Consider the following 20792-nt stretch of genomic DNA (forward strand, 5'->3'; position numbering starts at 1 on the left):
TACTACGATGAATTTCGTACTATGGACGTCATGAGCGACGAGTTGTCCCACCCCGGCCGCGCCGACATCCGGATCGAGGCGGTGCTGCACGCGCTCGCCGACCCCGTGCGGCTGCACTACGTCAGGGAGATGGACCGGATCGGCACCGGGGTGGCGTGCGGCTCGATCGAGCTGCCCGTGACCAAGTCGACCCGCACGCACCACCTGCGGACGTTGCGGGAGGCCGGCGTGATCTGGGTGCGCAAGGAGGGCACGGCCCGCATCGCGACCATCCGGCGGGACGACCTCGACGCGCGGTTCCCCGGCCTGCTCGCCGCCATCCTGTCCGCCGAGAACTGAAGGTCACCCCGAATTCGTACGGCGGTGTCCTGACGATCGCCGGACGTTCTCCGGCGGCGGGTGACATCTGACTCCTCGATCCGCTGCCGAGGGAGTCAGCCATGTCCGGGGTCAACCGCCGCCAGTTCCTGCGACTGGGCGCCGCGACGACGGCGCTCAGCGCGTTGTCCGGCAGCATCGCGCGGGCCGCCGAGATCGCGCCCGCCACGAGGACCGGCACCGTGCAGGACGTCGAGCACGTCGTCGTGCTGATGCAGGAGAACAGGTCGTTCGACCACTACTTCGGCACGCTGCGCGGCGTGCGCGGCTTCGGCGACCCTCGGCCGGTGACGTTGCCGAGCGGCAAGAGCGTGTGGCATCAGTCCGACGGCGTGCGGGACGTGCTGCCGTTCCACCCCACCGCCGACGACCTGGGCATGCAGTTCCTCCAGGACCTCGACCACGACTGGAACGGCGGCCACCTCGCGTTCAACGGCGGCCGGTACGACAAGTGGGTGCCCGCGAAGACGGCGACCACGATGGCGCACCTGAACCGGCGGGACATCCCGTTCCACTACGCGCTCGCCGACGCGTTCACCATCTGCGACGCCTACCACTGCTCGTTCATCGGCGCGACCGACCCGAACCGGTACTACCTGTGGACCGGGTTCACCGGCAACGACGGCACCGGCGGCGGGCCGGTGCTCGGCAACGACGAGAAGGGCTACGGCTGGACCACCTACCCCGAGCGGCTGGAGCAGGCCGGCGTCTCGTGGAAGATCTACCAGGACGTCGGGGACGGGCTGGACGCCGGTGGTGGCTGGGGCTGGATCCAGGACGCGTATCGCGGCAACTACGGCGACAACTCGTTGCTGTACTTCAACAACTACCGCAACGCAAAGCCGGGCGACGCGCTGTACGAGAAGGCGCGCACCGGTACGAACGTCAAGGCGGGCGGCACGTTGTTCGATCAGCTCGCCGCCGACGTCAGGAACGACCGGCTGCCGCGGGTGTCCTGGATCGCCGCGCCCGAGGCGTACACCGAGCACCCGAACTGGCCGGCGAACTACGGCGCCTGGTACATCGCGAAGGTCCTCGACGCCCTCACGGCCAACCCCGCGGTGTGGGCCAAGACCGTCCTGTTCATCACCTACGACGAGAACGACGGCTTCTTCGACCACGTGGTCCCGCCGTACCCGCCGTCGTCGAACGCGCAGGGACTGTCCACAACGGACGTCCGCACGGAGCTGCACCCCGGTGGCGGCGGCTACGTGCCCGGACCGTACGGCCTGGGCCAGCGGGTGCCGATGCTCGTGGTCTCCCCGTGGAGCACCGGCGGTTACACGTGCTCGGAGGTGTTCGACCACACATCGATCATCCGGTTCCTGGAGACGCGGTTCGGCGTGCACGAGCCGAACATCTCGCCGTGGCGGCGCGCGATCTGCGGCGACCTGACGTCGGCGTTCGACTTCACGGGCGAGAACACGCCGTCCCCGGCCCTGCCCGACACCACCGGCTACGCGCCGCGCGACCGCGACCGCCACCCCGACTACGTGCCGGCGCCGCCGCTGACCCCGTCGATGCCCGTGCAGGAACGCGGATCGCGCCGGACCCGGCCGCTGCGGTACGCGCCTGTCGTCGACGCCGCGGTGAACGGCGGCAAGATCACGCTCACCTTCACCGGCGGTGCCGACGCGGGGGCGCAGTTCTACATCACGTCGCCGAACCGCACCGACGGACCGTGGACCTACACGACCGCGGCGGGCAAGCAGCTCGCGGATACCTGGAACACGGCGTACTCGCTCGGTGTCCACGACCTGACCGTGCACGGCCCCAACGGTTTCCTGCGCTCGTTCCGCGGGGGCCCCGCCGCCGCGGAGGTGACCGCGCGGTACTCGGGCTGCGAGCTGGTGCTGCGGTTCACCAACGCTGCCAACGCCGTTCGGCATCTCAAGGTCACCAACGCCTACGGCGGCACGTTCACCGTGACGGTCCGTCCAGGCTCGACCGTGACGCGCACGATCGACCTGACGGCGTCGAAGCGGTGGTACGACGTGTCGGTGGTGTCCGCTGAGGACAGCGGCTGGCTGCGGCGCTTCGCCGGGCACGTCGAGACCGGTGCACCCGGCGTCAGCGACCCGGCGATTCGGACGGAGTGATCTCTTCGGCGCCCCGCAGCGTCAGCGCACCGACCGCCGTGGCGAGCACGTGACACGCCGCGACGCCGAGAACGAGCGGAACGCCGTGGGCGAACCCGCCCGCCACCACCGCGCCGAGTGCCGCCGCGGCGCTCTTCAACCCGGCGCCGATGGTGAACACCTGGGTGCGCACCTCGGCCGGTGCCTCGTGCTCGCGGACCGCCAGCAGGGCGCTGAACGTCGGTCCGGTGAAGAAGCCGGCCACGGCGAACAGGACCGCGGCGGGCACGGTGCCCGGCATCAGCGCCACCGCGGCGAACGGCAGGGCGGTGGCGAAGAGGCCCGTCAGGACGACCCGCACCGGACGTGCCGCGCCCACCGGCTTCTTCGCGTACGCGAGTGAGCCGGCCAGCGCACCTGCGGCGAAGGCGGAGATGAGCGCTCCGCCCGCGGCCGCGTTCCCGTTGTGGTGGACGGCCAGCGCGGTGGCGGCCAGCGGCAGTGCGCCGATGCCGATCTGCCCCACGCTGCTGGCGAACGTGACCGCCCGCAGGGGTTTGCTGCGCCACAACGCGGTGACGCCACCGGTGAGGTCCGGCCGCTTCGGTGTCGCGCCCTGCCGGTCGGCCAGCGGCAGCGCCCCGAGCAGCAGGCCCGAGAGCACGGCGGCCACCGCGAGCGACACCGTGGCGACGACCGCGCCTGACACCACCGCGATGGCGGAGACCAGGGCGGGACCGCAGATGCCCGCGAGGTTGTACGTGGTGGAGTCGAGCGCGAACGCCCGCTGCAGTCCCGTGGGGTCGACGATCTCGCCCAGCAGCGACGTCAGCCCTCCGGTGACCAGCGGCGCGACGCAGCCGCCGAGCACCGCCACCAGCAGCGGAACGACGGCCGGCGCGTGGCCCACCAGGAGCGCGCAGGCCGCCAGCGTGATCCCGTACAGCACAAGCGCGCCCGCGTGGAACAGCCGCCTGCGCCGCACGCGGTCCGCCAGCGCGCCGGCCAGCGGCGCCGCGACGACGTGCGGCACCATCAGTGCCGCGACGAGCTGACCACCCAGTGCCGGGCTCGCGACCTTCTCCAGCGCCAGCAGCACGAGAGCGACCCGTGCGCCCTCGTCGGCGAGCCTGACCAGCACAGCGCCCGCGAGATAGCGGTGCAGCGCGGTGCCTGCCTTCGTTCCCGATGCTGATCGTTCCACCGCCTACCACCATGGCGACCGCGGACGATCAGCGCAACCGGGCGAGGTCACGAGGCCAGCGCCTCCGGTTCGGCACCGGCCGCGCGCACCGCCTCGAACAGCGAACGCGGGGTGGCGAACGCCTCGGCGGTGAGGGCGTCGTCGGTGAGCATGACCTCGTACGCGTCCTCCAGGTCGAACAGCAGCTCGACGGACTGCATGGAGTCCAGTCCGAGCTCCCGCAGCGAGGCGTCCGGCGCCAGCTCCTGCCCGTCCTCGGCGAACCTGAGGTGCCGCAACAGAATCGAGTTGAACCGCGATGTCGGCATCATCGTCCCTTCTCGGTGTTCTCCTTCTACTGCAAGAGAAGTCGTCACCGTCCGCACCCGACAACCTCCAGGCAGCTACCTGCCAGTGCCGTCACTGGCACGAAGTGGGCCGCTCGTTGCCGCGACCTGCCGCGAGGCCCGACGGTGGAGATCGTGGACACAAGAGCTGAAGGGGGAGCTGGATGAACGGGAACGAGTGGCTCGGCCGGTACCGCAAGGTCGCGGTGACCGGCGGGCTCGGTTTCGTCGGCGGTCACCTCACCTCCGTGCTGACCGGCATGGGCAAGGAGGTGATCGTCCTCGACGTCGCTTCCGGGCAGGAGAAGAGGACGGGGCCGACCGAGGTCAGGTGCGTGGACCTGCGGGACGGTGAGGCCACCCGCGACGCGTTGCACGACGCGGACCTGGTCTTCCACCTCGCGGGCAACTCCAGTGGCACCGTGTCGGTCGACCGGCCGCGGTTCGACTTCGAGTCGAACGCGCTGACGACGTTCAACGTCGCCGAAGCGTTGGCGGGCAGGCGGACCAGGCTGGTGTACCTGTCGACCGCGATGGTCTACGGGCAGCCGCGGAGCTGTCCCGTGCCGGAAACCCACGCGCTGGCACCGTTTCTGCCGTACGGGGCGTCCAAGCTGTCCGGTGAGATGCTCATCCGGGCGCTCACCGGGACGCACGGGCTGTCGTCGGTGATCGCCCGCGCGTTCACCGTGTACGGGCCGGGCGAGAACCCGCGCCTCGCGGGTGGCGAGGTGTCGCAGTACCTGCGCTGGCACCTCAACGGCCTGCCGATCCGGGTGACCGGCGACCTCGACCGCAAGACCAGGGACTTCGTGCACGTGCGGGATCTGGTGCGCGGCCTGGTGGTCGCGGCCGGCCGGGGCGAGCAGGGCGAGGTCTACAACATCGGTTCCGGGCGCGAGTACTCGCTGCGCACGCTGATCGACGTCATCGGCCGTGCGTCCGGCCGCACCCCGGTGGTCGACGTGCGGGACGAGATCAGCGAGGACAGCTACCGGATGGTGGCCGACACCGCCCGGTTGCGCGCACTCGGCTACCGGCCGGAGATCGAGCTGCCGGACGGCGTCCGCGCGCTCGCCGCGCAGCTGGGGCCGAACCCCGAACTTCCCGAGGTGGACACGATTTTCCGCAGCGACCAGCGTGCGGAGGAGGAGGTGCCGTGTTAGCGATCGACGGAGGTACGCCGGTCGTCGCGGAGGGCGAGATCAACGGCTGGCCGGAGGTCAACGACGACGACCGCGCGGCGGTGCTGCGCGCGCTCGACCGGTCGACACCCTGGCGCTGGCCGTTACCGGACGTGCAGGAGCTGGAAGAGGCGTGGCAACGGCACACCGGGATGAAGTACGCGGTGGCGGCCAACTCCGGCACCGGCGCCCTGCACATGGCGATCGCGGCCGCGGACATCGGCCCCGGCGACGAGGTGCTCGTACCGGCCGACACGTTCCTCGCCTCGGCGACCTGCGTGTTGCAGGCCAACGCCGTTCCGGTGTTCGTGGACACCGATCCGACGACCTACTGCCTCGACCCCGCGCAGATCTCCCGGCACATCACCGACCGCACCCGCGCGATCGTCGCGGTCGACCTGCACGGCCTGCCCGCCGACTACGACGCGTTGCGGGCGGTGGCGCGGGAACACGACCTGGTCCTCATCGAGGACGGCGCTCAGGCGCACGGCGCGACCTACCGGGGCACCCCGGTCGGTGCGCTGGGCGACATGGCCGGGTGCAGTCTCAACGGGTCGAAGACGCTGTCCGCGTTGTCGGAAGGCGGTCTGTTCACGACGAACGACCCGCGGTGGCACGAGAACGCGTTGCGCGTGCTGATGTTCGGCGACGAGATCCGCGGCATGACCCGCGAGTACAACGCGCGGATCATGGGGTGGAACTACCGGATGCACTCGCTCGGCGCGGCCTTCGCGCGCTCGCAGCTGAGCAGGTTGCCCGAGATGACGGCGGCCAGGGAGGCCAACGGCGCCCGGCTGGGCAAGGCGTTGCAGGACCTGCCCGGCGTGCGCCCACCATACGTCCCGGACGACCGCACGCACGTGTACTTCTTCTTCCCGATCATGGTCGAACCGGAGTCGGCGGGCCTGGACGTGGACGTGGTCGCGTTCCGCCGGGCGCTCAAAGCCGCGTTGCGGGCCGAGGGCGTGCCGGTGGACGAGTGGCAGCGCGTGCCGGTGCCGGGCCAGACCCTGTTCCAGGAGCAGCGCGGCTACGGCGGCGGCTGCCCGTGGACGTGCGGGCCCGGCCGTTCCGGCATCCGCTACCACCCGGAGGACTTCCCTGTGGCGCAGGACGTCTGCCGCCGCCGGCTGGTGCTCGGGTCGAGCACGAGCGCGTTCGGGCCGGGCAACACCGAGCTGATGGACGGGTTCGCCGAGGCGTTCCACAAGGTGCTGGTCGAGCACCAGGACGATCTCGTCGCGCTCGCCGGACGGTACGCGGAGGAGGCATGAACGAACTGGACACCGAGGAGCTGAGCCGGTTCGTGCGGCGGGAGATGGCCGCGCGGGGAGTGCCGGGCCTCGCGCTCGCCGTGGTCGCCCCGGACCGTCCGATGTGGACGGCCGGGTTCGGGACGACCGCGGTGGGCGAGGGCGCACCGGTCACCGGCCGGACGTTGTTCCGGATCGCGTCGGTGACCAAGGTGTTCACCGGCGTGGCGCTGCTGCGCCTGGTCGAGCAGGGCGTGCTCTCCCTCGACGCCCCGGTCGTCGACCACGTGCCGGAACTGAGGCTGCGCACGCCGGGAACGGCGGAGCGGATCACGTTGCGGATGCTGCTCAGCCACACCTCCGGGCTCCCGGAAGGCTCGATCGAGCGGCCGTGGCGGGTGGAACGGCGCGGCGAGGACGGGCTGGCGGCGTTCGTCGCCGAGGACCTGCCGCGCTTCCCTGCGGTGGCCGAGCCGGGCGAGCTCTACTTCTACAGCAACCTCGGGGTGAACCTGGCGGGCTACGTGGCCCAGCGCGCCACCGGCGTGCCTTTTGGCCGGTTGCTGGACGAACTGGTGCTGGACCCGCTGGGGCTGGAGCGGACCACGCTGGACCCGACGGTGGCGATGACCTTTCCCTTGGCGCAGCGGCACGTTGTCGAGGACGGCCGTCTGCGCGTGCGGCACGACGGTGGCGACAACACCGCGTTCTACCCGTCCGGGCAGCTGTTCTCGACGGCGGAGGACCTCGGGGTGTTGCTGCAGAGCGACCTGCTCAGCCCGTCGACGAGGGCGTTGAGGGAGCGGCCGCACGCCGACGTCGGGCTGGCCCGCGGCCTGTCCGCCGGCCTGGCGTGCATGGTCGAGCCGGACTACAAGGGCATCACCAGGATCGGCCACGAGGGCGTGCTGCGCGGGTACTGCGCGAAGCTCGCCTGGGCCCGCGGCGTCGGTGTCGCGATCGTCTACAACCACGAGTACAACGAGCATCCGCGCTTCTTCACCGCGCGCGACCGGATCGTGGACCGCGTGTTCGACGAGCTGCTGGACCTGCCGCCGGGCCCGGTGGTGCCTCGCGTGACGGCCGTGCCGGCCACGGAGGGGGAGCGGCTGACCGGCCGGTACGCCAAGGTGCTCAGCCCGTCGGTGGTGGAGGTGCGACCGGGCCCCGAGCTGCTGCTGGAGGGCGTCAGGTTGCCCTTGTCGTCGGCGGGACGCGGTGTGTTCGTCAGTCCGAGGACGGACCGCGACCTCGCCGAACTGCCGTGGCCGCGCACCCCGCACGTGATCGACGACCACGTCTCGGTCAGGGCCCCGGAGGACGGCCCGGTGCGGGTGATCACCGTGAACGGCCAGCCCTACCGGAGGGTGGACTGACGGGTGGGGTGCGGATGGTCATCGGTCAGCCTGGCCGGAGGGGCGGCTGATGAGCACCGCCGCGGCGGTGAGGCAGGCCAGCACCGCCGCGGCGGCGAACGCCGTGCGCTGCCCGGCCTCCGCCGCCGCGGTGAGCAGCACCGCGAGCCCGATCGCGACCCCGATCTCGCTGGAGGTGTTGACCAGCCCGCCCGTCGCACCGCCGTGCTCCTCACTCGTGTCGGCGGTGGCAGCCGAGGTGGACCCGACCGACGCCAGCCCGGTCCCGGCACCCATCACCGCGAACCCGGCGAGCGCGGGCAGCAACCAGCCCTCCGCCCGCAACGCCACCAGCACCAGCGCACTCACCGCGATGCACGCCATCCCGGTCACCATCAGCCCGGTGGTGCTCAACCTGGTCCGCGGCGCCAGCAACGCCCCCAGCACGACCGCGAGGTTGAACGGCACGAACAGCAACCCGCTCGCCGCCGACCCCAGACCCGCCGTGCCCTGCAGGAACAACGCGCACAACGTCAGCACCGGCGTGGTCACCGCGGTGATGAGCCCCGCTACGACGATGCCGCTGACGACCTGCCGCCCGCGCACGGCGGCGAACGGCAGCAGCGGGTCGGTCGCTCGTTTCTCGACCAGCACGAACGCGGCCAGCACCGCCGCGCCCAGTGCGGTGAGGGCCAGGCCGGAGCCGCGGTGGGCCGCCTCGCCCAGCCGGGCGAGGCCGAGGACCAGGAGGAACAGGCCCGCGGTGGCGAGCACGCCGCCCAGCACGTCGACCCGGCCCGCGCGGCTTGCCCGCGCCGTTCCACCCGTCCGGTCCGCCTGATCGGGCTGGCCTGCCTGGGCCGCCTGGCCCTCCCGGCCTGACCGGCCAGCCTGGACCACCCGCGCCGTTCCGTCCGCGTGGCCCGCTCGATCCGCGTGGCCCGCCCGACCTGCCTGGTCCGCCCCGTCCGCTGCCCCCACTCGGCTCAACCGACCAGCCCGCGCCCCATCGCCCGCCCGCACCAGACGCACCGCCACCACCGCGGCGACCACCGCAACCGGCACGTTCGCCAGGAACACCCACCGCCACCCGACGGTCTGCCCGGCGAGCCCCCCGAGCAGCCACCCGGCCGCACCCCCCGACGCCTGCGCCGCCGACCACCACCCCAGCGCCCTGCGCCGGGCCGAACCCGCGGGAAACGCCGCGATCAGCACGGCCAGCGCCGACGCGGCGAGCGCGGCGGCGCCGAGGCCCTGCACGGCGCGCGCGGCGAGCAGGACCCAGGCCTGGCCGGCCAGGCCGCAGCCGAGTGAACCCGCCGCGAACACGAGAAGGCCGCCGGCGAACACAGGGCGGTGTCCGCGCAGGTCGGCCAGCCGGCCCGCGGCGAGCAGGGTGCCGGCGAACACCAGCGTGTACGCGGACACGACCCAGCTCAGGTCGGCCTGCCGCACGGCGAGTTCGCGCTGCACGGCGGGGAGGACGATGGTCACGAGCGTGATGTTCGCGACGACCATGAACTGGGCGACGCACACGAGAGCCAGCAGCGGCCACGCGCCGCGGTTCACAGCCATCCGCGCCGCACGGCGAGCACGCCGGCCTGGAACCGGCTGGTGGCGTCGAGCTGCTCCAGCAGGTGGGAGATCTTGCGGCGCACGGTCCGCACGGACATCCCCAGCTTGCGCGCGACGTGCTCGTCCTTGGCGCCCTCCGCGAGGAACTGCAGCAGCACGAGCTCCTCCCCGCTCGGCCCGTGACCCTCCGAAGTGGACGATGCGGCTCTGCTCATCGCCCACCAGGTCTCGAAGAACGCGTGCAGGACCCGGACGAGCTCGGTGCCGTGCACGACGAACGACACCTCCTGGTCGGTGCTGTCGAGCACGACCACCTTGCGGTCGAAGACGTGCAGGCCGGCCGGTGGGCTGCTCACCACCCGCAGCACCACGCCGTCACGGGTCTCCGACACCGGCGCGCTCAGGCCGAGCAGCGCGGACGACGGGTAGATGACCCGGACGTCGACCTCGGGCCGGACCGAGTTGAACTCACCCCCGACGTCGGTGAGCGAGTCCGGGGTGGCGTACATGCGCAGCAGCTCACGCCGGGTGTGCCCGGCCAGCGCCAGCACGCGGTTGCGGATCGCCGGCTTGCTGACCAGCACCTCGACCGGTGGTTCGGCGCCGTCGGAGCCGCTCAGCAGGCCCTCGCCGACCACCTGGGTCAGCCGGCCGTGCAGGGTCGCGGCCTCCTTGCGCTTCTGGTTGTACTCGGTCTCGATGCCCGCGCGCAGCTGTTCCAGCACGATCTCCGGGCCCGCCGGGTTCGCGAGCAGCACGTCGTCCTCACCCGCGACGAGCAATCCCTTGGCGCACAACACCTCACAGGACCGCATCACGGTGCTCGAAGACATCCCGAGCGCCTCCGCGACCTCAGCGGCTGTGCAGCGCAGGTGACGCGCGACGTACCGGTACACAGCCAAATCCTGATCACGTAAGCCGATCGAGTCGAACACGAGAAACTCCCCCAGTGACACCCCGTTCCCCCTGACGGAAATCGGCTACCCGACGGCGGTCGCACGCAAACCGTCACCGGTACTCGCCGCGGAAGAACACCAGCGGTTCCTCGCCGGCCGAGGCACCGGCGTCGAGCACGCGCCCGACCAGCACGCGGTGGTCGCCGAGGTCGATCGTCTGCTCCAGCCCGCAGTCCAGGTAGGCGAGCGCGGAGCGCAGGATGGGCGCCCCGGACACGCCGCACCGCACCGGCAGTCCGTCGAACCGCCGGTCGGCGGGCCCGCAGAACTGCTGGGAAAGCGCTTCCTGCTCGCGGCACAGCACGTTCACGGCGAACGTGCCGGTGCGCTCTATGTCCTGGCCGGTCGCCGAGCCGTGCTTGGCGCACACGAGCACGAGCGGCGGTGACAGCGACACGCTCGTGAACGAGTTGACCGTCATGCCGACGTGTCCCGACTCGCCGGCGGAGGTCACCACGGCGACGCCCGTCGCGAAGTGTCCCAGCACGTCGCGCAGCTGCCGCGAGTCGATGTTCTGCCGAGTTGAACCCATGATCTGCTCCGATCCCCGCTCGTCCGTTCTCCACCGTGCGGCGGGTGATCACGGGTGTGCCATTCGCCCGCCGGTTCCTGCCAGCCGGGCCACTGGCAGCAAGGTGTCGTGGCGTTGAGCCCCACCGGCCGAGTGCGGTTCCGTCGAAGACAAGCGAAGAAGTGTTGGTGTGGAAGGAGTCCGGCCGAGATGGAGCGATCGCTGCAGGACGTCGCCGCCGGTGTGGCGGTGACGGAACTGGACTGCGTGCAGGTGAACCTGGCCGTACTCGCGGACCTGCACCACGGCCGGAACGCCCACCTCGCGCTCGGCGAGCCGCTCCGGTTCGAGCCGAGGCACGACGAGGAGACCGGCCTGCCGACGGTCGAACCGACGACCGAGGCGCGGTTCGCGGACGCGCGAGCGCTGCTGGGCGTCGCGCTGGAACCGGCGGACGACCTGATCGACCCGGTGTCGCCGGTGTTCGTGCTCGCCGACGCCCACGACCTGCCGTGGACTCCGTACCACCACCGGCAGCACATGGAGCACAGCTTCCTCGTGGTGGCGGGACCTCGTGGGGTGACCGCGGTCGACGCCTACCACAACGACACCCCGTGGGGCCCGGCTCGCCCGGGCGAGTGGCCGTTGCCGGTGCTGGACAAGGCGCGGCTGAGCGCTTTCCGGACCCGGCCCCGCACCCCCTCGGCGCCGGACGCCCCGCGGGCGACCTCGGACATCGGCCGCTACGTGGCGGCCTACCGCGACCACGAGGACCAACGCCTCGCGGTCACGAGACTCACGCTGGAGACCTGGTTGCTCGCGCGGTCGAGGTCGCTGCACGCGCGGTGGCTCGCGCAGCGGGGACACGCTGCCGAGTTCGCCGAGCACGCGGCGCGGTGGCGGCAGTTCGCCGAACAGGTCTTCATCGCACTGCGCCGCGTCGAACGCGGCCGTGCGCTGCCGGGCGGACTTCACGACCAGCTCGAAACGCTGCTGCACGCCGACCGGACCAGCGAGGAGGAACAGTGGATGCTGATCGAATCGAAGCGCTCGTGAGGGAAACGGCAGCCGAGGTGCTGGCCGTCGACCCCGCGACCCTCGCCCCGGACGCGGACCTGGCCGCCCTGCCGGCGTTCAGCTCGTTCCGCGTCGTCACGATCCTCGAACGGGTGGAGGACGCGCTCGGCGTCGAGGTCGACGCCGACGACCTGACCCCGGAGAACCTGCACCGGCTCGACACGTTCAGCGCGCTCTTCGTGCGTGCTCGGAAGAAGGTGGCGTGAACCATGACCGCACTCCTGCACGACCTGCTGGACCAGGCCGCCGCCCGTGATCCGGACGCGCCCGCCGTCAGCGGCAACGGCCTGCGGTACACCTACGGCCAACTGAGGTCGCTCAGCCTCGGCGTGGCCGCCGGACTGGTGCGGCGCGGGCTGCGCAGAGGTGACCGCGTGGTCGCCGTGACGCCGAACGACCCGCGGCTGGCCGCACTCGTGTTCGGCGCTTCCCGGGCCGGCACACCGGTTTCGGTGGTGCACGAGGAGACCGGGGCACGCACCCTGGCGCACATCCTCGGCGACTGCGAACCGCGACTGCTCGTCGCCCCCACGCGTGCCGACACGGACATACCGGTGGTGTCGCTGGAAGAACTCGCCGTGGAGTCCGATGTGGACGTCGAGCTGCCGGCTCCGCTCGAAGTCGACCCCGCGCTGCTGATCTACACCTCCGGCACCACCGCGATGCCGAAGGCCGTGGTGTCCACGCACGCCCAGGTCGTGTTCGCCGCCAGGGCGGTCCAGTCGCAGCTGAACTACCGGGCGGACGACGTCGTGTACAGCCCGCTGCCGCTGTCGTTCGACTACGGGCTCTACCAGCTGTTCCTGGGCGCGTTGAGCGGCGCGAGCGTGGTGCTCGGTGCCGCCGCCGAGGCCGGACCAGGCCTGTTGCCCCACCTGCGCCAGGCGGGGGCGACCGTGCTGCCCGCGGTGCCGCCGGTGGCCGCTGCGTTGCTGCGGTTGCTGCGCCGGGATCCGCTCGACACGCCTCCGTTGCGCCTGCTGACCAACACCGGCGCCGCGATGCCGCGCGAGGTGCTGGCGGGTCTGCGCGACCTGCTGCCGGACCTGCGGGTGCAGCTGATGTTCGGGCTCACCGAGTGCAAGCGCGTGTCGATCATGGAACCGGACGAGGACCTGCGGCGCCCGGACGCGGTCGGCAGGCCGTTGCCCGGCACCGAGGTCTTCGCCGTCGACGAGGAGGGCGAGCGGCTGCCCACCGGCGAGATCGGCGAACTGGTGGTCCGCGGCCCGCACGTCATGGCCGGGTACTGGCGGCGGCCGGAGCTCAACGCCCAGCGGTTCCCCCGCGCGGAAGGGCTGTTCCCGGCGCTGCGCAGCGGTGATCACGGCTGGGTCGACGACGACGGCTACCTGCACTTCCTCGGCCGCCGCGACGACATCTACAAGCAGCAGGGATTCCGGGTGAGCGCGGTCGAGGTGGAGGCGGCGGCACGCCGGATCGAGGGCGTGGACGCGGCCGCCGTGCTGCCGCCCGCACCCGACCGCGAGGAGGCCGTGCTGTTCGTGGCCGGGTCGGTCACCGACGGCGGCCAGGTGCTGCGACTGCTCCTCGGCGAGGTCGAGCGGTTCAAGGTGCCCGGCCGGTGCGTGGTCGTGCCACGGCTTCCGGTCAACGCCAACGGGAAGACGGACAAGAAGGCGCTCGGCGCCGTGCTGAAGGAGGGCGTCGATGTCTGAGCTCGACCTGGCCGCGCTCGACACACCGGCCTACGTCTACGACCTGTCCGCCGTGCGGGAGGCCCACGGCCTGCTCAGGTCGTTCCTGCCGGAGCCGAGCACGCTGTACTACTCGGTGAAGGCGAACCCGCACCCCGCGGTGCTGACGTGCCTGCGGCAGCAGGGATGCCGCTGCGAGGTCAGCTCGGTCGGCGAGCTGCAGTCCGCGCTGTCGGCGGGGTTCCGCGCGGGCGAGATCCTCTACACCGCGCCCGCCAAACGCGACGACGACGTGCGGTTCGCGGTCGCGAGCGGGGTCAGGGAGTTCTCCGCGGACTCACCGCGCTCCCTCGACCAGCTCGACCGCATCGCGGCCGGCCACGGCGTGCGGTTGCGCGTGCTGGTGCGCGTCAACGCCGGTCAGCCGGTGCCGGGGGTGGGGCTGCCGATGACCGGTGTGCCGTCACCGTTCGGCGCGGACGCCGACTGGATCGCGGCGAGCCCGGAGGAGTTCCTCGGGCGCGACCACGTGGACCTCACCGGGCTGCACCTGTACCTGGCCACGAACATCGGCGACGAGGACCACCTGGTCGAGCAGTTCGGCATCTCCGTGCGCGCCGCGGCCGCCTTGCAGGAACGGCTCGGCTTCCCGTTGCGGGTGCTCGACCTCGGCGGCGGTTTCGGCGCGCCGTTCGCGCACGCGGGCGAACTGCCCAGGTTCCCGGCCCTGGCCGGGCGGGTGGAAGCGCTGCTGGACGAGCACTTCCCGCTGTGGCGGCACGGCAGCCCGCGGATCGCGTTCGAGTCGGGCCGCTACCTGACCGCCACCTGCGGCCGGCTCGTGACCAAGGCGCTGGAGGTGAAGTGGTCGCAGGGCAGGCGGGTCGTGGTGTTCGAGTCGGGCATCAACCACCTGGGCGGGATGTCCGGGCTGCGGCGGGTCCCGGTGATCGCACCGGACCTGGTCGCGGGCGACGCGGTCGACGACGCGGTGCACGAGGACGCGGTCGCGGTCGGCCCGCTCTGCACCCCGCTGGACAGCTGGACCCGTTCCGCCGCCCTGCCGGACTTCCAGCCCGGTGACGTGGCGGTGGTGCCCAACGTCGGCGCGTACGGGCTTTCCGCCAGCCTGGCGTTGTTCCTGAGCCATCCGATGCCGGCCGAGGTGATCGCGGACGGCGAGCGGCTGGTGGAGAGCAGCAGGCTGAGCGTCAGCCGGGAACGGCTGGCCGTGCCGGTGATGGCGGGTGATCGCCGATGACCGCGCAGCTGACCAGGCCGCTGGACGAGTGCGTGACCGAGGTGCGCTCGGTGATCGCCGAGCACTGCGCCGCCACCGATCGGGAGGCGCGGTTTCCGGTCGAGGCGTTGCAGGCCATGCGGGACACCGGTCTGCTCGGCCTCGTGGTGCCGCAGCCCGACGGACTCGGCGGTGGGCTCGCGGAGACCGTGCTGGTGAGCGAGGCGTTGTCCCGCGAGTGCATGTCGGCCGGGATGGTGTTCGCGATGCACTGCCAGCAGGTCGCGACCCTCGTGCGGCACACGGGCGAGGACTTCGCGGACGGCCTGCTGGGACGGGTCGCGCGCGGCGAGGTGTACCTGGCGTCGGTGACGACGGAGGCGGGCAAGGGCGGCCATCTGATGTCGTCGGAGTCGGCTCTGCGCGACGACGACGGCGTGCTGCGCGTCGACAGGTTCGCCCCGGTGGTCACCGGGGGCGCGCACGCCGACGGGTTCCTGATCACCATGCAGAGCCCGGGCGCGACGACCCCCGGTCAGGTCTCGCTGGTGTACGCCGACCGCGACCAGCTCGACCTGGAGGTCGCGGGGGACTGGGACCCGCTGGGCATGCGGGCCACGCACAGCGTGCCGATGCGGATCACCGGCGAGGTGCCCGGAGCGCAGGTCGTGGGAGAGCACGGGAAGTTCCCGGACATGGCGGTGACGGTGTTCGCGCCGTACGCGCACCTCGGCTGGTCGGCGTGCTGGCTCGGCGCGGCCTCCGGCGCGTTGTCCCGGGTCGTGCGCGAGCTGAGGGCCGACCGCAAACGCCGCGACCTCGGCTCGGACCTGTTGCTGCACCGGCTTTCCCGCGTGCGCGAACGGCTCGACGGGGTGCACGCGCTGATCCAGCACGCCGTAGGTGTGCTCGACGGCGGCGCGGACCCACGCGCGAACTCGGTGCAGCTGCTGTTGAACGCGGTCAAGCTGACGGCGTCCGAGCAGTGCCTGGCCGCGGTGGACGACCTGGTCGAGCTGATGGGCCTGCGGCACGGCTATCTCAAGAACTCGCCGCTGGCACTGGAACGAACGCTGCGGGACCTGCGTTCGGCGTCGCTCAACTACGCCAACGACCGGCTGCGCGCCGCGGACGGAGCGATGGTCCTGATGGATCCGGAGGTGCGCTTTGTCTGACGTGTGGCACACCCTCGGCCGGCAGGGCGCGTTGCGGGACCTGTTCGGCGACGGCGGTGAACTCGACATCGGCCGTGCCCGCGAGCTGCTGACCGCCGTGGACGAACGGTTCCCGCTCGGCGTCACCCTGGGCGTCTGCGTCCAGATCTCCTCGGTGCTGCCCGCGGTGGTGGCCGAGCAGGCCGACGCGGTGCGCAAGGCCGCCGAGGCGGCGCTGCGGGGCGAGGCGGTCATCGCGCTGGCCGCGACCGACGAGGGCGCGCCTGGCTCCGACCTCTCCGCGCTGACCACGACGATCTCGTTCGACGGGGACGCGGTCGAGATCACCGGCGGCAAGCGGTGGATCGTCAACGCGACCGGCGCCGACCACTTCCTGGTGCTCGGCAGGCACCGCGAGGGACGGCACTTCACCAGCTTCACCACGGTGCTGGTGCCCGCCGACGGCGTCAGCGTGCGCCCAGCGGACACCCGGTTGTTCGACGGCTCCGGGGTCGGGCACGTCCGGTTCGACGGCGTGCGGGTGGACCGCGGCCATCTCGTCGGAAGGCCCGGCCAGGGCATGCGGTGCTTCGTGCGCGGGATGGTCGCGGAACGGGTCGTGGGAGCCGCGTGGGCGGCCGCACTGCTGCGGCGGGTGCTGCGCGACGTGCACCGCGACCTGCTCGCCTCACGCCGGGGTGCCGCGCCGTTGTGGGAGAGCGAGGTCGTGCGGCACCGCTTCGCCCGCTGCCTGCTGGTGCAACGCCGGTTGGACGCGTTGTGCCGCGACGACTCTTCCGCGGCCCACGCGCTGGTGGTGAAGGCGGCGGCCGCGGAGGCCGTGGACGAGGTGCTGGGGGAGTGCGCCGCGCTCGCCGGTGCGGACGCGTTCGAGGAGGGCGGGTTGCACGAGCTGCGTGCGGCCGCGTCGATGTGGGGCGTGGCAGGCGGAACGACCGGCACGATGCTGGCTTCGGTGGCGGATCACGCCCGCGAGCTGCTGGAACCGTTGTCGTGACGGTGCTCTGGGCGGTCGCGCGGTCGTCCGAAGTGGACGCGCGTGGGTTGCTGCGCCGGTTGCTGGGTGTGGACGTGGTGATCGCCGCGGAACCGGGAGGACGGCCGTACCTGCCCGAGCGCCCGCACGTCGGGATCTCGCTGTCGCACTCCGGTGAGCTGGTGGCCGCCGCGGTGGGGTACGGCCGCGCGGTGGGCGTCGACGTCGAGGAGACCGTCGAGTTCGACCCGGCGATGGCCCGCAGGTGTGGCGCACCGGAGCTGGTGTCGCTGCCGGCCGACCGCCGGGCCCGCGAGCTCACCCGGATCTGGACGGTGCAGGAGGCGTGCGTGAAGGCGCTCGGCCTGGGCCTGCGCGGGCGGCCGTGGACGGTGCCGGTCGAGCGCGGCGGCTGGCGCGGACTGAGGTGGATCAGCGGACAGGGCCGGGGTTTCGCGGTGTCGTGCGCGTTCGGCCCGGTGGAGAGCGAGGAGACATGACGACGTTCGAGATGTTCGAGGCCGCGGCCCGGCGGCACCCGGCGGAGATCGCCCTGGAGGCCGGCGGAGTGACGTTGACCTACGACGAGCTGCGCCGGGCGGCGGAGGAGCTCGCGGTCGCGTTGTCCGGCGCGCACCGGGTGGGGCTGGAGGCCAACCGCGACGCGCGGACCTGCATCGGCTACCTCGCCGCGTTGCGGGCCGGTGCGGCGGTCGTGCCGCTCAACCCCGCGTTCCCGCAGGCGCGCAACGACCGGATCTGCCGGCTGGCGGGCGTCGAGGTGATCATCGGCCGCGAGCTGCGGCCGGGACCCGGCGGCGCACCCCACGAGCCGGAGACCGCGTACATCCTGTTCACGTCCGGTACCACCGGTACCCCGAAGGGCGTGCCGATCACGCACGCGAACCTGGCCGCGTTCCTGGAGCACAACCTCGACCGGTACGAGCCGGGGCCGGGCTGCCGGTTCTCCCAGACGTTCGACCTCACCTTCGACCCGTCGGTGTTCGACATGTTCATGGCGTGGACCTCGGGCGCGACGCTCGTGGTGCCGAGCCGGGCGGAGCTGGGCGATCCGGTCGGGTTCGTCACGGGCAGGGAGATCACGCACTGGTTCTCGGTGCCGTCGGTGGTGTCGCTGGCCCGCCGGATGCGCAGGCTGCCCGCCGGTGCGATGCCCGGCCTGCGGCTGAGCCTCTTCGCCGGCGAGCAGCTCACCGTGCAGCAGGCACGCGCGTGGCACCGGGCCGCGCCCGGCAGCGTGATCGAGAACCTGTACGGCCCGACCGAGCTCACCATCACCTGCACCGGCTACCGGCTGCCGGCCCGCGAGGAGGACTGGCCGGACACGGCCAACCAGACCGTGCCGATCGGGATCGTGTACCCGCATCTGGAACACCAGGTGGTGGACGGCGAACTGTGCGTGCGCGGGCCGCAGCGCTTCCGCGGTTATCTGGACGCGGCCGACAACGACGGCCGGTTCCTGCCCTCCGGCGAGGTGACCCCGCAGCACTGGTACCGCACGGGTGACCGCGTTCAGCTCGAACCGGGCTGGGGGTTCGTGCACCTCGGCCGGCTCGACCACCAGGTGAAGATCCACGGCTACCGCGTCGAGCTCGGGGAGATCGAGGCGGCCCTGCGCGACCACCCGGCCGTGCAGGACGCGGTGGCCTACCTCGACGAGGACAACCTGCGCGTCGCGTACACCGGCACGCGGACCACCCCCGCGACCTTCACCGAACTGCTCGGCGCGCGCCTGCCCCGGTACATGGTGCCGGACACCTACGCGTGGCTGAGCGAACTCCCGTTGAACCCCAACGGGAAGATCGACCGAGCCCGCGTCCAGGCGGTGGCCCGATGAGGATCCTGCTCGAACCGCTCGCCGGCGCCATCGGCCTCGGCGCCATCACCCGCTGCCTCGCCGTGGCCGAACAGGCCGTGCTGCGCGGCCACACCGTCGCGTTCCACGCTCAGCCGTACCCGCTCGTCGAACGGCACCCGTTCGGCCCGCGGTTCGACGCCCCGGTGCCCATCAGGCCACCCGGCGTCCGCGACCCGCAGTCGGCGAGCTTCGCCGAGGCCGTCCACCTCCGCGGCCTGGCCGAACCGGAGTACCTCGGCACCGCGATCGCCGCCGAGCTCGACACGATCGACCGGTTCCGCCCCGACGTCGTCGTCACCGAGTGGCAGCCGACCGTGCCGATCTCCGCCCACATCGCCGGTGTGCCGTTCGCCGCCACCCTGGCCACCACGGAACTGGCGGAGCTCGTCGGCGCCCCACCGGACCCGGCGTTCCCGGCCGTCAACGAGAACATCGCCCGCGCGTGCCGCGACCACGGCGTCCCGTCGCCGGACAGCCTGGAGGAACTCCTGCACCGCACCTCGGCGGTCAACCTCGCCCCGACCACCGAGCTGCTCGAACCGATGCTCGCGTCCGTGCCCCGGACCCGTTACGTGGGACCACTTCTGTTCCCGCCGCTGGAACTGACCCCCGCGCCCGAGCTGCCGCCCGCCGACGTGCGCGTGCTGGTCTACGTCGGCGCGGGCGCGGTGAAGGTGCGTGAGCTGCTGCCGGTGCTGGCCAAGGCGTTCCCCGCACCGAAGCACAGCGTGCTCGTCGCCGCGCGCGAGTCCTCGGTGGACGGTGTCGCGACCCCATTCCGGCACGAGAACATCACCGTGGCGCACGAGCCCGGGCTGACGCACGCCTTGCGGGACAGCGACATCGTGGTGGCCCGCGGTTCGCAGAACGCCGTGGCCGCCTGCCTGCTCGCCGGTGTGCCGGTCATCGGCACACCCGGCACCAGGGACTCGGAGCCGTTGTTCAACATGGGCGTGCTCGAAGCACACGGTGCCGGTCGCACGATCCTGGGCACGCCGACCGCGACCGATCTCGCGGACGCGGCCGAGGTCCTGCTGGGCAGTGGTGCGGCGCATCGCGCGGCACGGCTCGGCGACGCGTTGCGCCGCCACGGAGGCGCGGTGGACGCGGTTCGCGCCCTGGAGTCGGAGATCGGTTGAGCGGAGGCGTCGCACGGCCCTGCTTTGTTCCTCGCCCGCACGCCTGTCCATTCGGGCAGGACCTGCACGTGGTCCACAACGGACCATCGGACTTCCAGTGAACTCGTGGAAGGGGAACGGCCGTGGTACCGCTCACAGAAGAGGAGATCATCCGCCTCGGCGGATGTGTGTACGACATGCACGGCGTAGGGCTGCCCATCTGGGCCACCAGGCTGATCACGCCTCCTGCGCCTTTGGGATCGGCCCCGGCAATTTACTCGGCGCAGTTCGAACAGCACGCTGTCACGGTGCCGTCAACGGCCGTTGTGGACGCCGTGTGGGAGCTCGTCGGTCAGTGGAAGCGTCTGACGGCGTCGGTGGATCTGCTCCAGTCGCTGGGAGAACGCTTGACCGACGACGACTACCTGCACGCGGCTCAGGTCGCCGGTATCGCCGAAGGCCCCGCGTTCACGAAGATCGCGGCGGGCGCCGATCGGGGAATCGCGGCCGCTCTTCGCGGGCACCTGACCGGCATCGGCAGCGCGTTCGCCTCCACTCTGGACGACTACACGCGAACCATGCAGTCGGTCCTCGCTTGGCAACGGACAGGCGAACCGCTGGACAGGATGCCTTGGGAAGGCCCTGCGACCTACGGGGGATCTGTCGGTGGATGCGTCGTCGGGGCAGGCATGTTCGTCGCCGGCACCGGCATCCTCGCGACAACGGTGGTGGCAGTCGTCGCCAGTGACGGCGCCGCGCTGCCCCTGGCGCCGATGGCCACCACGCTCGGCACCGGGCTGTTCGCCGGCGGCGCCGCCGTCATGGCCAGCGAATGCTTCTGACTACTAT

Annotated in this window: 20 protein-coding genes; 15 read left to right on the forward strand and 5 right to left on the reverse strand. The window is 72.0% G+C overall.

Annotated elements, in window-relative coordinates:
* Positions 1 to 21 precede the first annotated feature (21 nt).
* Positions 22 to 339 (forward strand): ArsR/SmtB family transcription factor, encoded by a 318-nt coding sequence (locus ACWEIJ_RS22770; RefSeq protein ID WP_449839205.1) that lies wholly within the window; start codon positions 22 to 24, stop codon positions 337 to 339.
* Positions 340 to 440: 101 nt separating this feature from the next.
* Positions 441 to 2477 (forward strand): phosphocholine-specific phospholipase C, encoded by a 2037-nt coding sequence (locus tag ACWEIJ_RS22775; protein WP_449839206.1) that lies wholly within the window; start codon positions 441 to 443, stop codon positions 2475 to 2477.
* On the opposite strand, the gene ACWEIJ_RS22780 is transcribed toward ACWEIJ_RS22775, so the two are convergent.
* Both ACWEIJ_RS22780 and ACWEIJ_RS22785 read right to left on the reverse strand, forming a co-directional pair.
* Complete coding sequence (locus tag ACWEIJ_RS22780) at positions 2449 to 3660, reverse strand: MFS transporter (RefSeq protein ID WP_449839207.1); 1212 nt, start codon at positions 3658 to 3660, stop codon at positions 2449 to 2451. The genes ACWEIJ_RS22775 and ACWEIJ_RS22780 overlap by 29 nt on opposite strands.
* Positions 3661 to 3707: 47 nt before the next feature.
* Positions 3708 to 3971, reverse strand: coding sequence for a phosphopantetheine-binding protein (locus ACWEIJ_RS22785; protein WP_449839208.1), 264 nt, complete (start codon positions 3969 to 3971; stop codon positions 3708 to 3710).
* Between the two features lie 179 nt (positions 3972 to 4150).
* On the opposite strand from ACWEIJ_RS22785, the gene ACWEIJ_RS22790 reads away from it, so the two are divergent.
* The 3 genes from ACWEIJ_RS22790 to ACWEIJ_RS22800 are packed head-to-tail and all read left to right on the forward strand — an operon-like array spanning position 4151 to position 7799.
* Complete coding sequence (locus ACWEIJ_RS22790; protein WP_449839209.1) at positions 4151 to 5152, forward strand: NAD-dependent epimerase/dehydratase family protein; 1002 nt, start codon at positions 4151 to 4153, stop codon at positions 5150 to 5152.
* A complete protein-coding gene (locus ACWEIJ_RS22795) occupies positions 5146 to 6444 on the forward strand; it encodes a DegT/DnrJ/EryC1/StrS family aminotransferase (protein ID WP_449839210.1) in 1299 nt (432 codons plus the stop codon). The genes ACWEIJ_RS22790 and ACWEIJ_RS22795 overlap by 7 nt, the downstream gene beginning before the upstream one ends.
* Entirely contained in the window at positions 6441 to 7799 is a 1359-nt protein-coding gene (locus ACWEIJ_RS22800) for a serine hydrolase domain-containing protein (protein WP_449839211.1), read from the forward strand. Before ACWEIJ_RS22795 ends, ACWEIJ_RS22800 begins: the two co-directional genes overlap by 4 nt.
* Positions 7800 to 7817: 18 nt before the next feature.
* Here ACWEIJ_RS22800 and ACWEIJ_RS22805 read toward each other — a convergent pair whose 3' ends face one another.
* From ACWEIJ_RS22805 to ACWEIJ_RS22815, 3 genes are read right to left on the reverse strand one after another with little or no spacing between them, the layout of a single operon-like run.
* Complete coding sequence (locus ACWEIJ_RS22805) at positions 7818 to 9353, reverse strand: MFS transporter (RefSeq protein WP_449839212.1); 1536 nt, start codon at positions 9351 to 9353, stop codon at positions 7818 to 7820.
* Positions 9344 to 10309 carry a helix-turn-helix transcriptional regulator gene (locus ACWEIJ_RS22810; RefSeq protein WP_449839213.1) on the reverse strand — a complete coding sequence of 322 codons (966 nt, stop codon included), beginning with the start codon at positions 10307 to 10309 and terminating at the stop codon, positions 9344 to 9346. The genes ACWEIJ_RS22805 and ACWEIJ_RS22810 overlap by 10 nt, the downstream gene beginning before the upstream one ends.
* A gap of 52 nt (positions 10310 to 10361) precedes the next feature.
* Complete coding sequence (locus tag ACWEIJ_RS22815) at positions 10362 to 10841, reverse strand: flavin reductase family protein (protein WP_449839214.1); 480 nt, start codon at positions 10839 to 10841, stop codon at positions 10362 to 10364.
* Between the two features lie 189 nt (positions 10842 to 11030).
* Between ACWEIJ_RS22815 and ACWEIJ_RS22820 the strand changes: the two genes are divergently transcribed.
* The 10 genes from ACWEIJ_RS22820 (at position 11031) to ACWEIJ_RS22865 (ending at position 20785) form a co-directional block, all read left to right on the forward strand.
* Complete coding sequence (locus ACWEIJ_RS22820) at positions 11031 to 11876, forward strand: hypothetical protein (RefSeq protein WP_449839215.1); 846 nt, start codon at positions 11031 to 11033, stop codon at positions 11874 to 11876.
* Positions 11873 to 12103: an acyl carrier protein gene (locus ACWEIJ_RS22825; protein WP_449839216.1), complete on the forward strand. Its 231-nt coding sequence runs from the start codon at positions 11873 to 11875 to the stop codon at positions 12101 to 12103. The genes ACWEIJ_RS22820 and ACWEIJ_RS22825 overlap by 4 nt, the downstream gene beginning before the upstream one ends.
* A gap of 3 nt (positions 12104 to 12106) precedes the next feature.
* Positions 12107 to 13576 carry a class I adenylate-forming enzyme family protein gene (locus tag ACWEIJ_RS22830; RefSeq protein ID WP_449839217.1) on the forward strand — a complete coding sequence of 490 codons (1470 nt, stop codon included), beginning with the start codon at positions 12107 to 12109 and terminating at the stop codon, positions 13574 to 13576.
* Positions 13569 to 14816: a type III PLP-dependent enzyme gene (locus ACWEIJ_RS22835; RefSeq protein ID WP_449839218.1), complete on the forward strand. Its 1248-nt coding sequence runs from the start codon at positions 13569 to 13571 to the stop codon at positions 14814 to 14816. The genes ACWEIJ_RS22830 and ACWEIJ_RS22835 overlap by 8 nt, the downstream gene beginning before the upstream one ends.
* Entirely contained in the window at positions 14813 to 15970 is a 1158-nt protein-coding gene (locus ACWEIJ_RS22840; protein ID WP_449839219.1) for an acyl-CoA dehydrogenase family protein, read from the forward strand. Before ACWEIJ_RS22835 ends, ACWEIJ_RS22840 begins: the two co-directional genes overlap by 4 nt.
* 1 nt (position 15971) lies before the next feature.
* On the forward strand, positions 15972 to 16967 hold the full coding sequence (locus ACWEIJ_RS22845; RefSeq protein ID WP_449839238.1) for an acyl-CoA dehydrogenase family protein: 996 nt from the start codon (positions 15972 to 15974) through the stop codon (positions 16965 to 16967).
* A complete protein-coding gene (locus tag ACWEIJ_RS22850) occupies positions 16964 to 17446 on the forward strand; it encodes a 4'-phosphopantetheinyl transferase family protein (RefSeq protein WP_449839220.1) in 483 nt (160 codons plus the stop codon). Before ACWEIJ_RS22845 ends, ACWEIJ_RS22850 begins: the two co-directional genes overlap by 4 nt.
* Positions 17443 to 18804 carry an AMP-binding protein gene (locus ACWEIJ_RS22855; protein WP_449839221.1) on the forward strand — a complete coding sequence of 454 codons (1362 nt, stop codon included), beginning with the start codon at positions 17443 to 17445 and terminating at the stop codon, positions 18802 to 18804. Before ACWEIJ_RS22850 ends, ACWEIJ_RS22855 begins: the two co-directional genes overlap by 4 nt.
* A complete protein-coding gene (locus ACWEIJ_RS22860) occupies positions 18801 to 19964 on the forward strand; it encodes a glycosyltransferase (RefSeq protein ID WP_449839222.1) in 1164 nt (387 codons plus the stop codon). Before ACWEIJ_RS22855 ends, ACWEIJ_RS22860 begins: the two co-directional genes overlap by 4 nt.
* A gap of 122 nt (positions 19965 to 20086) precedes the next feature.
* A complete protein-coding gene (locus ACWEIJ_RS22865) occupies positions 20087 to 20785 on the forward strand; it encodes a hypothetical protein (RefSeq protein WP_449839223.1) in 699 nt (232 codons plus the stop codon).
* The last annotated feature ends 7 nt before the right edge of the window (positions 20786 to 20792 follow it).

The organism is Lentzea sp. NPDC004789 (assembly GCF_053601075.1).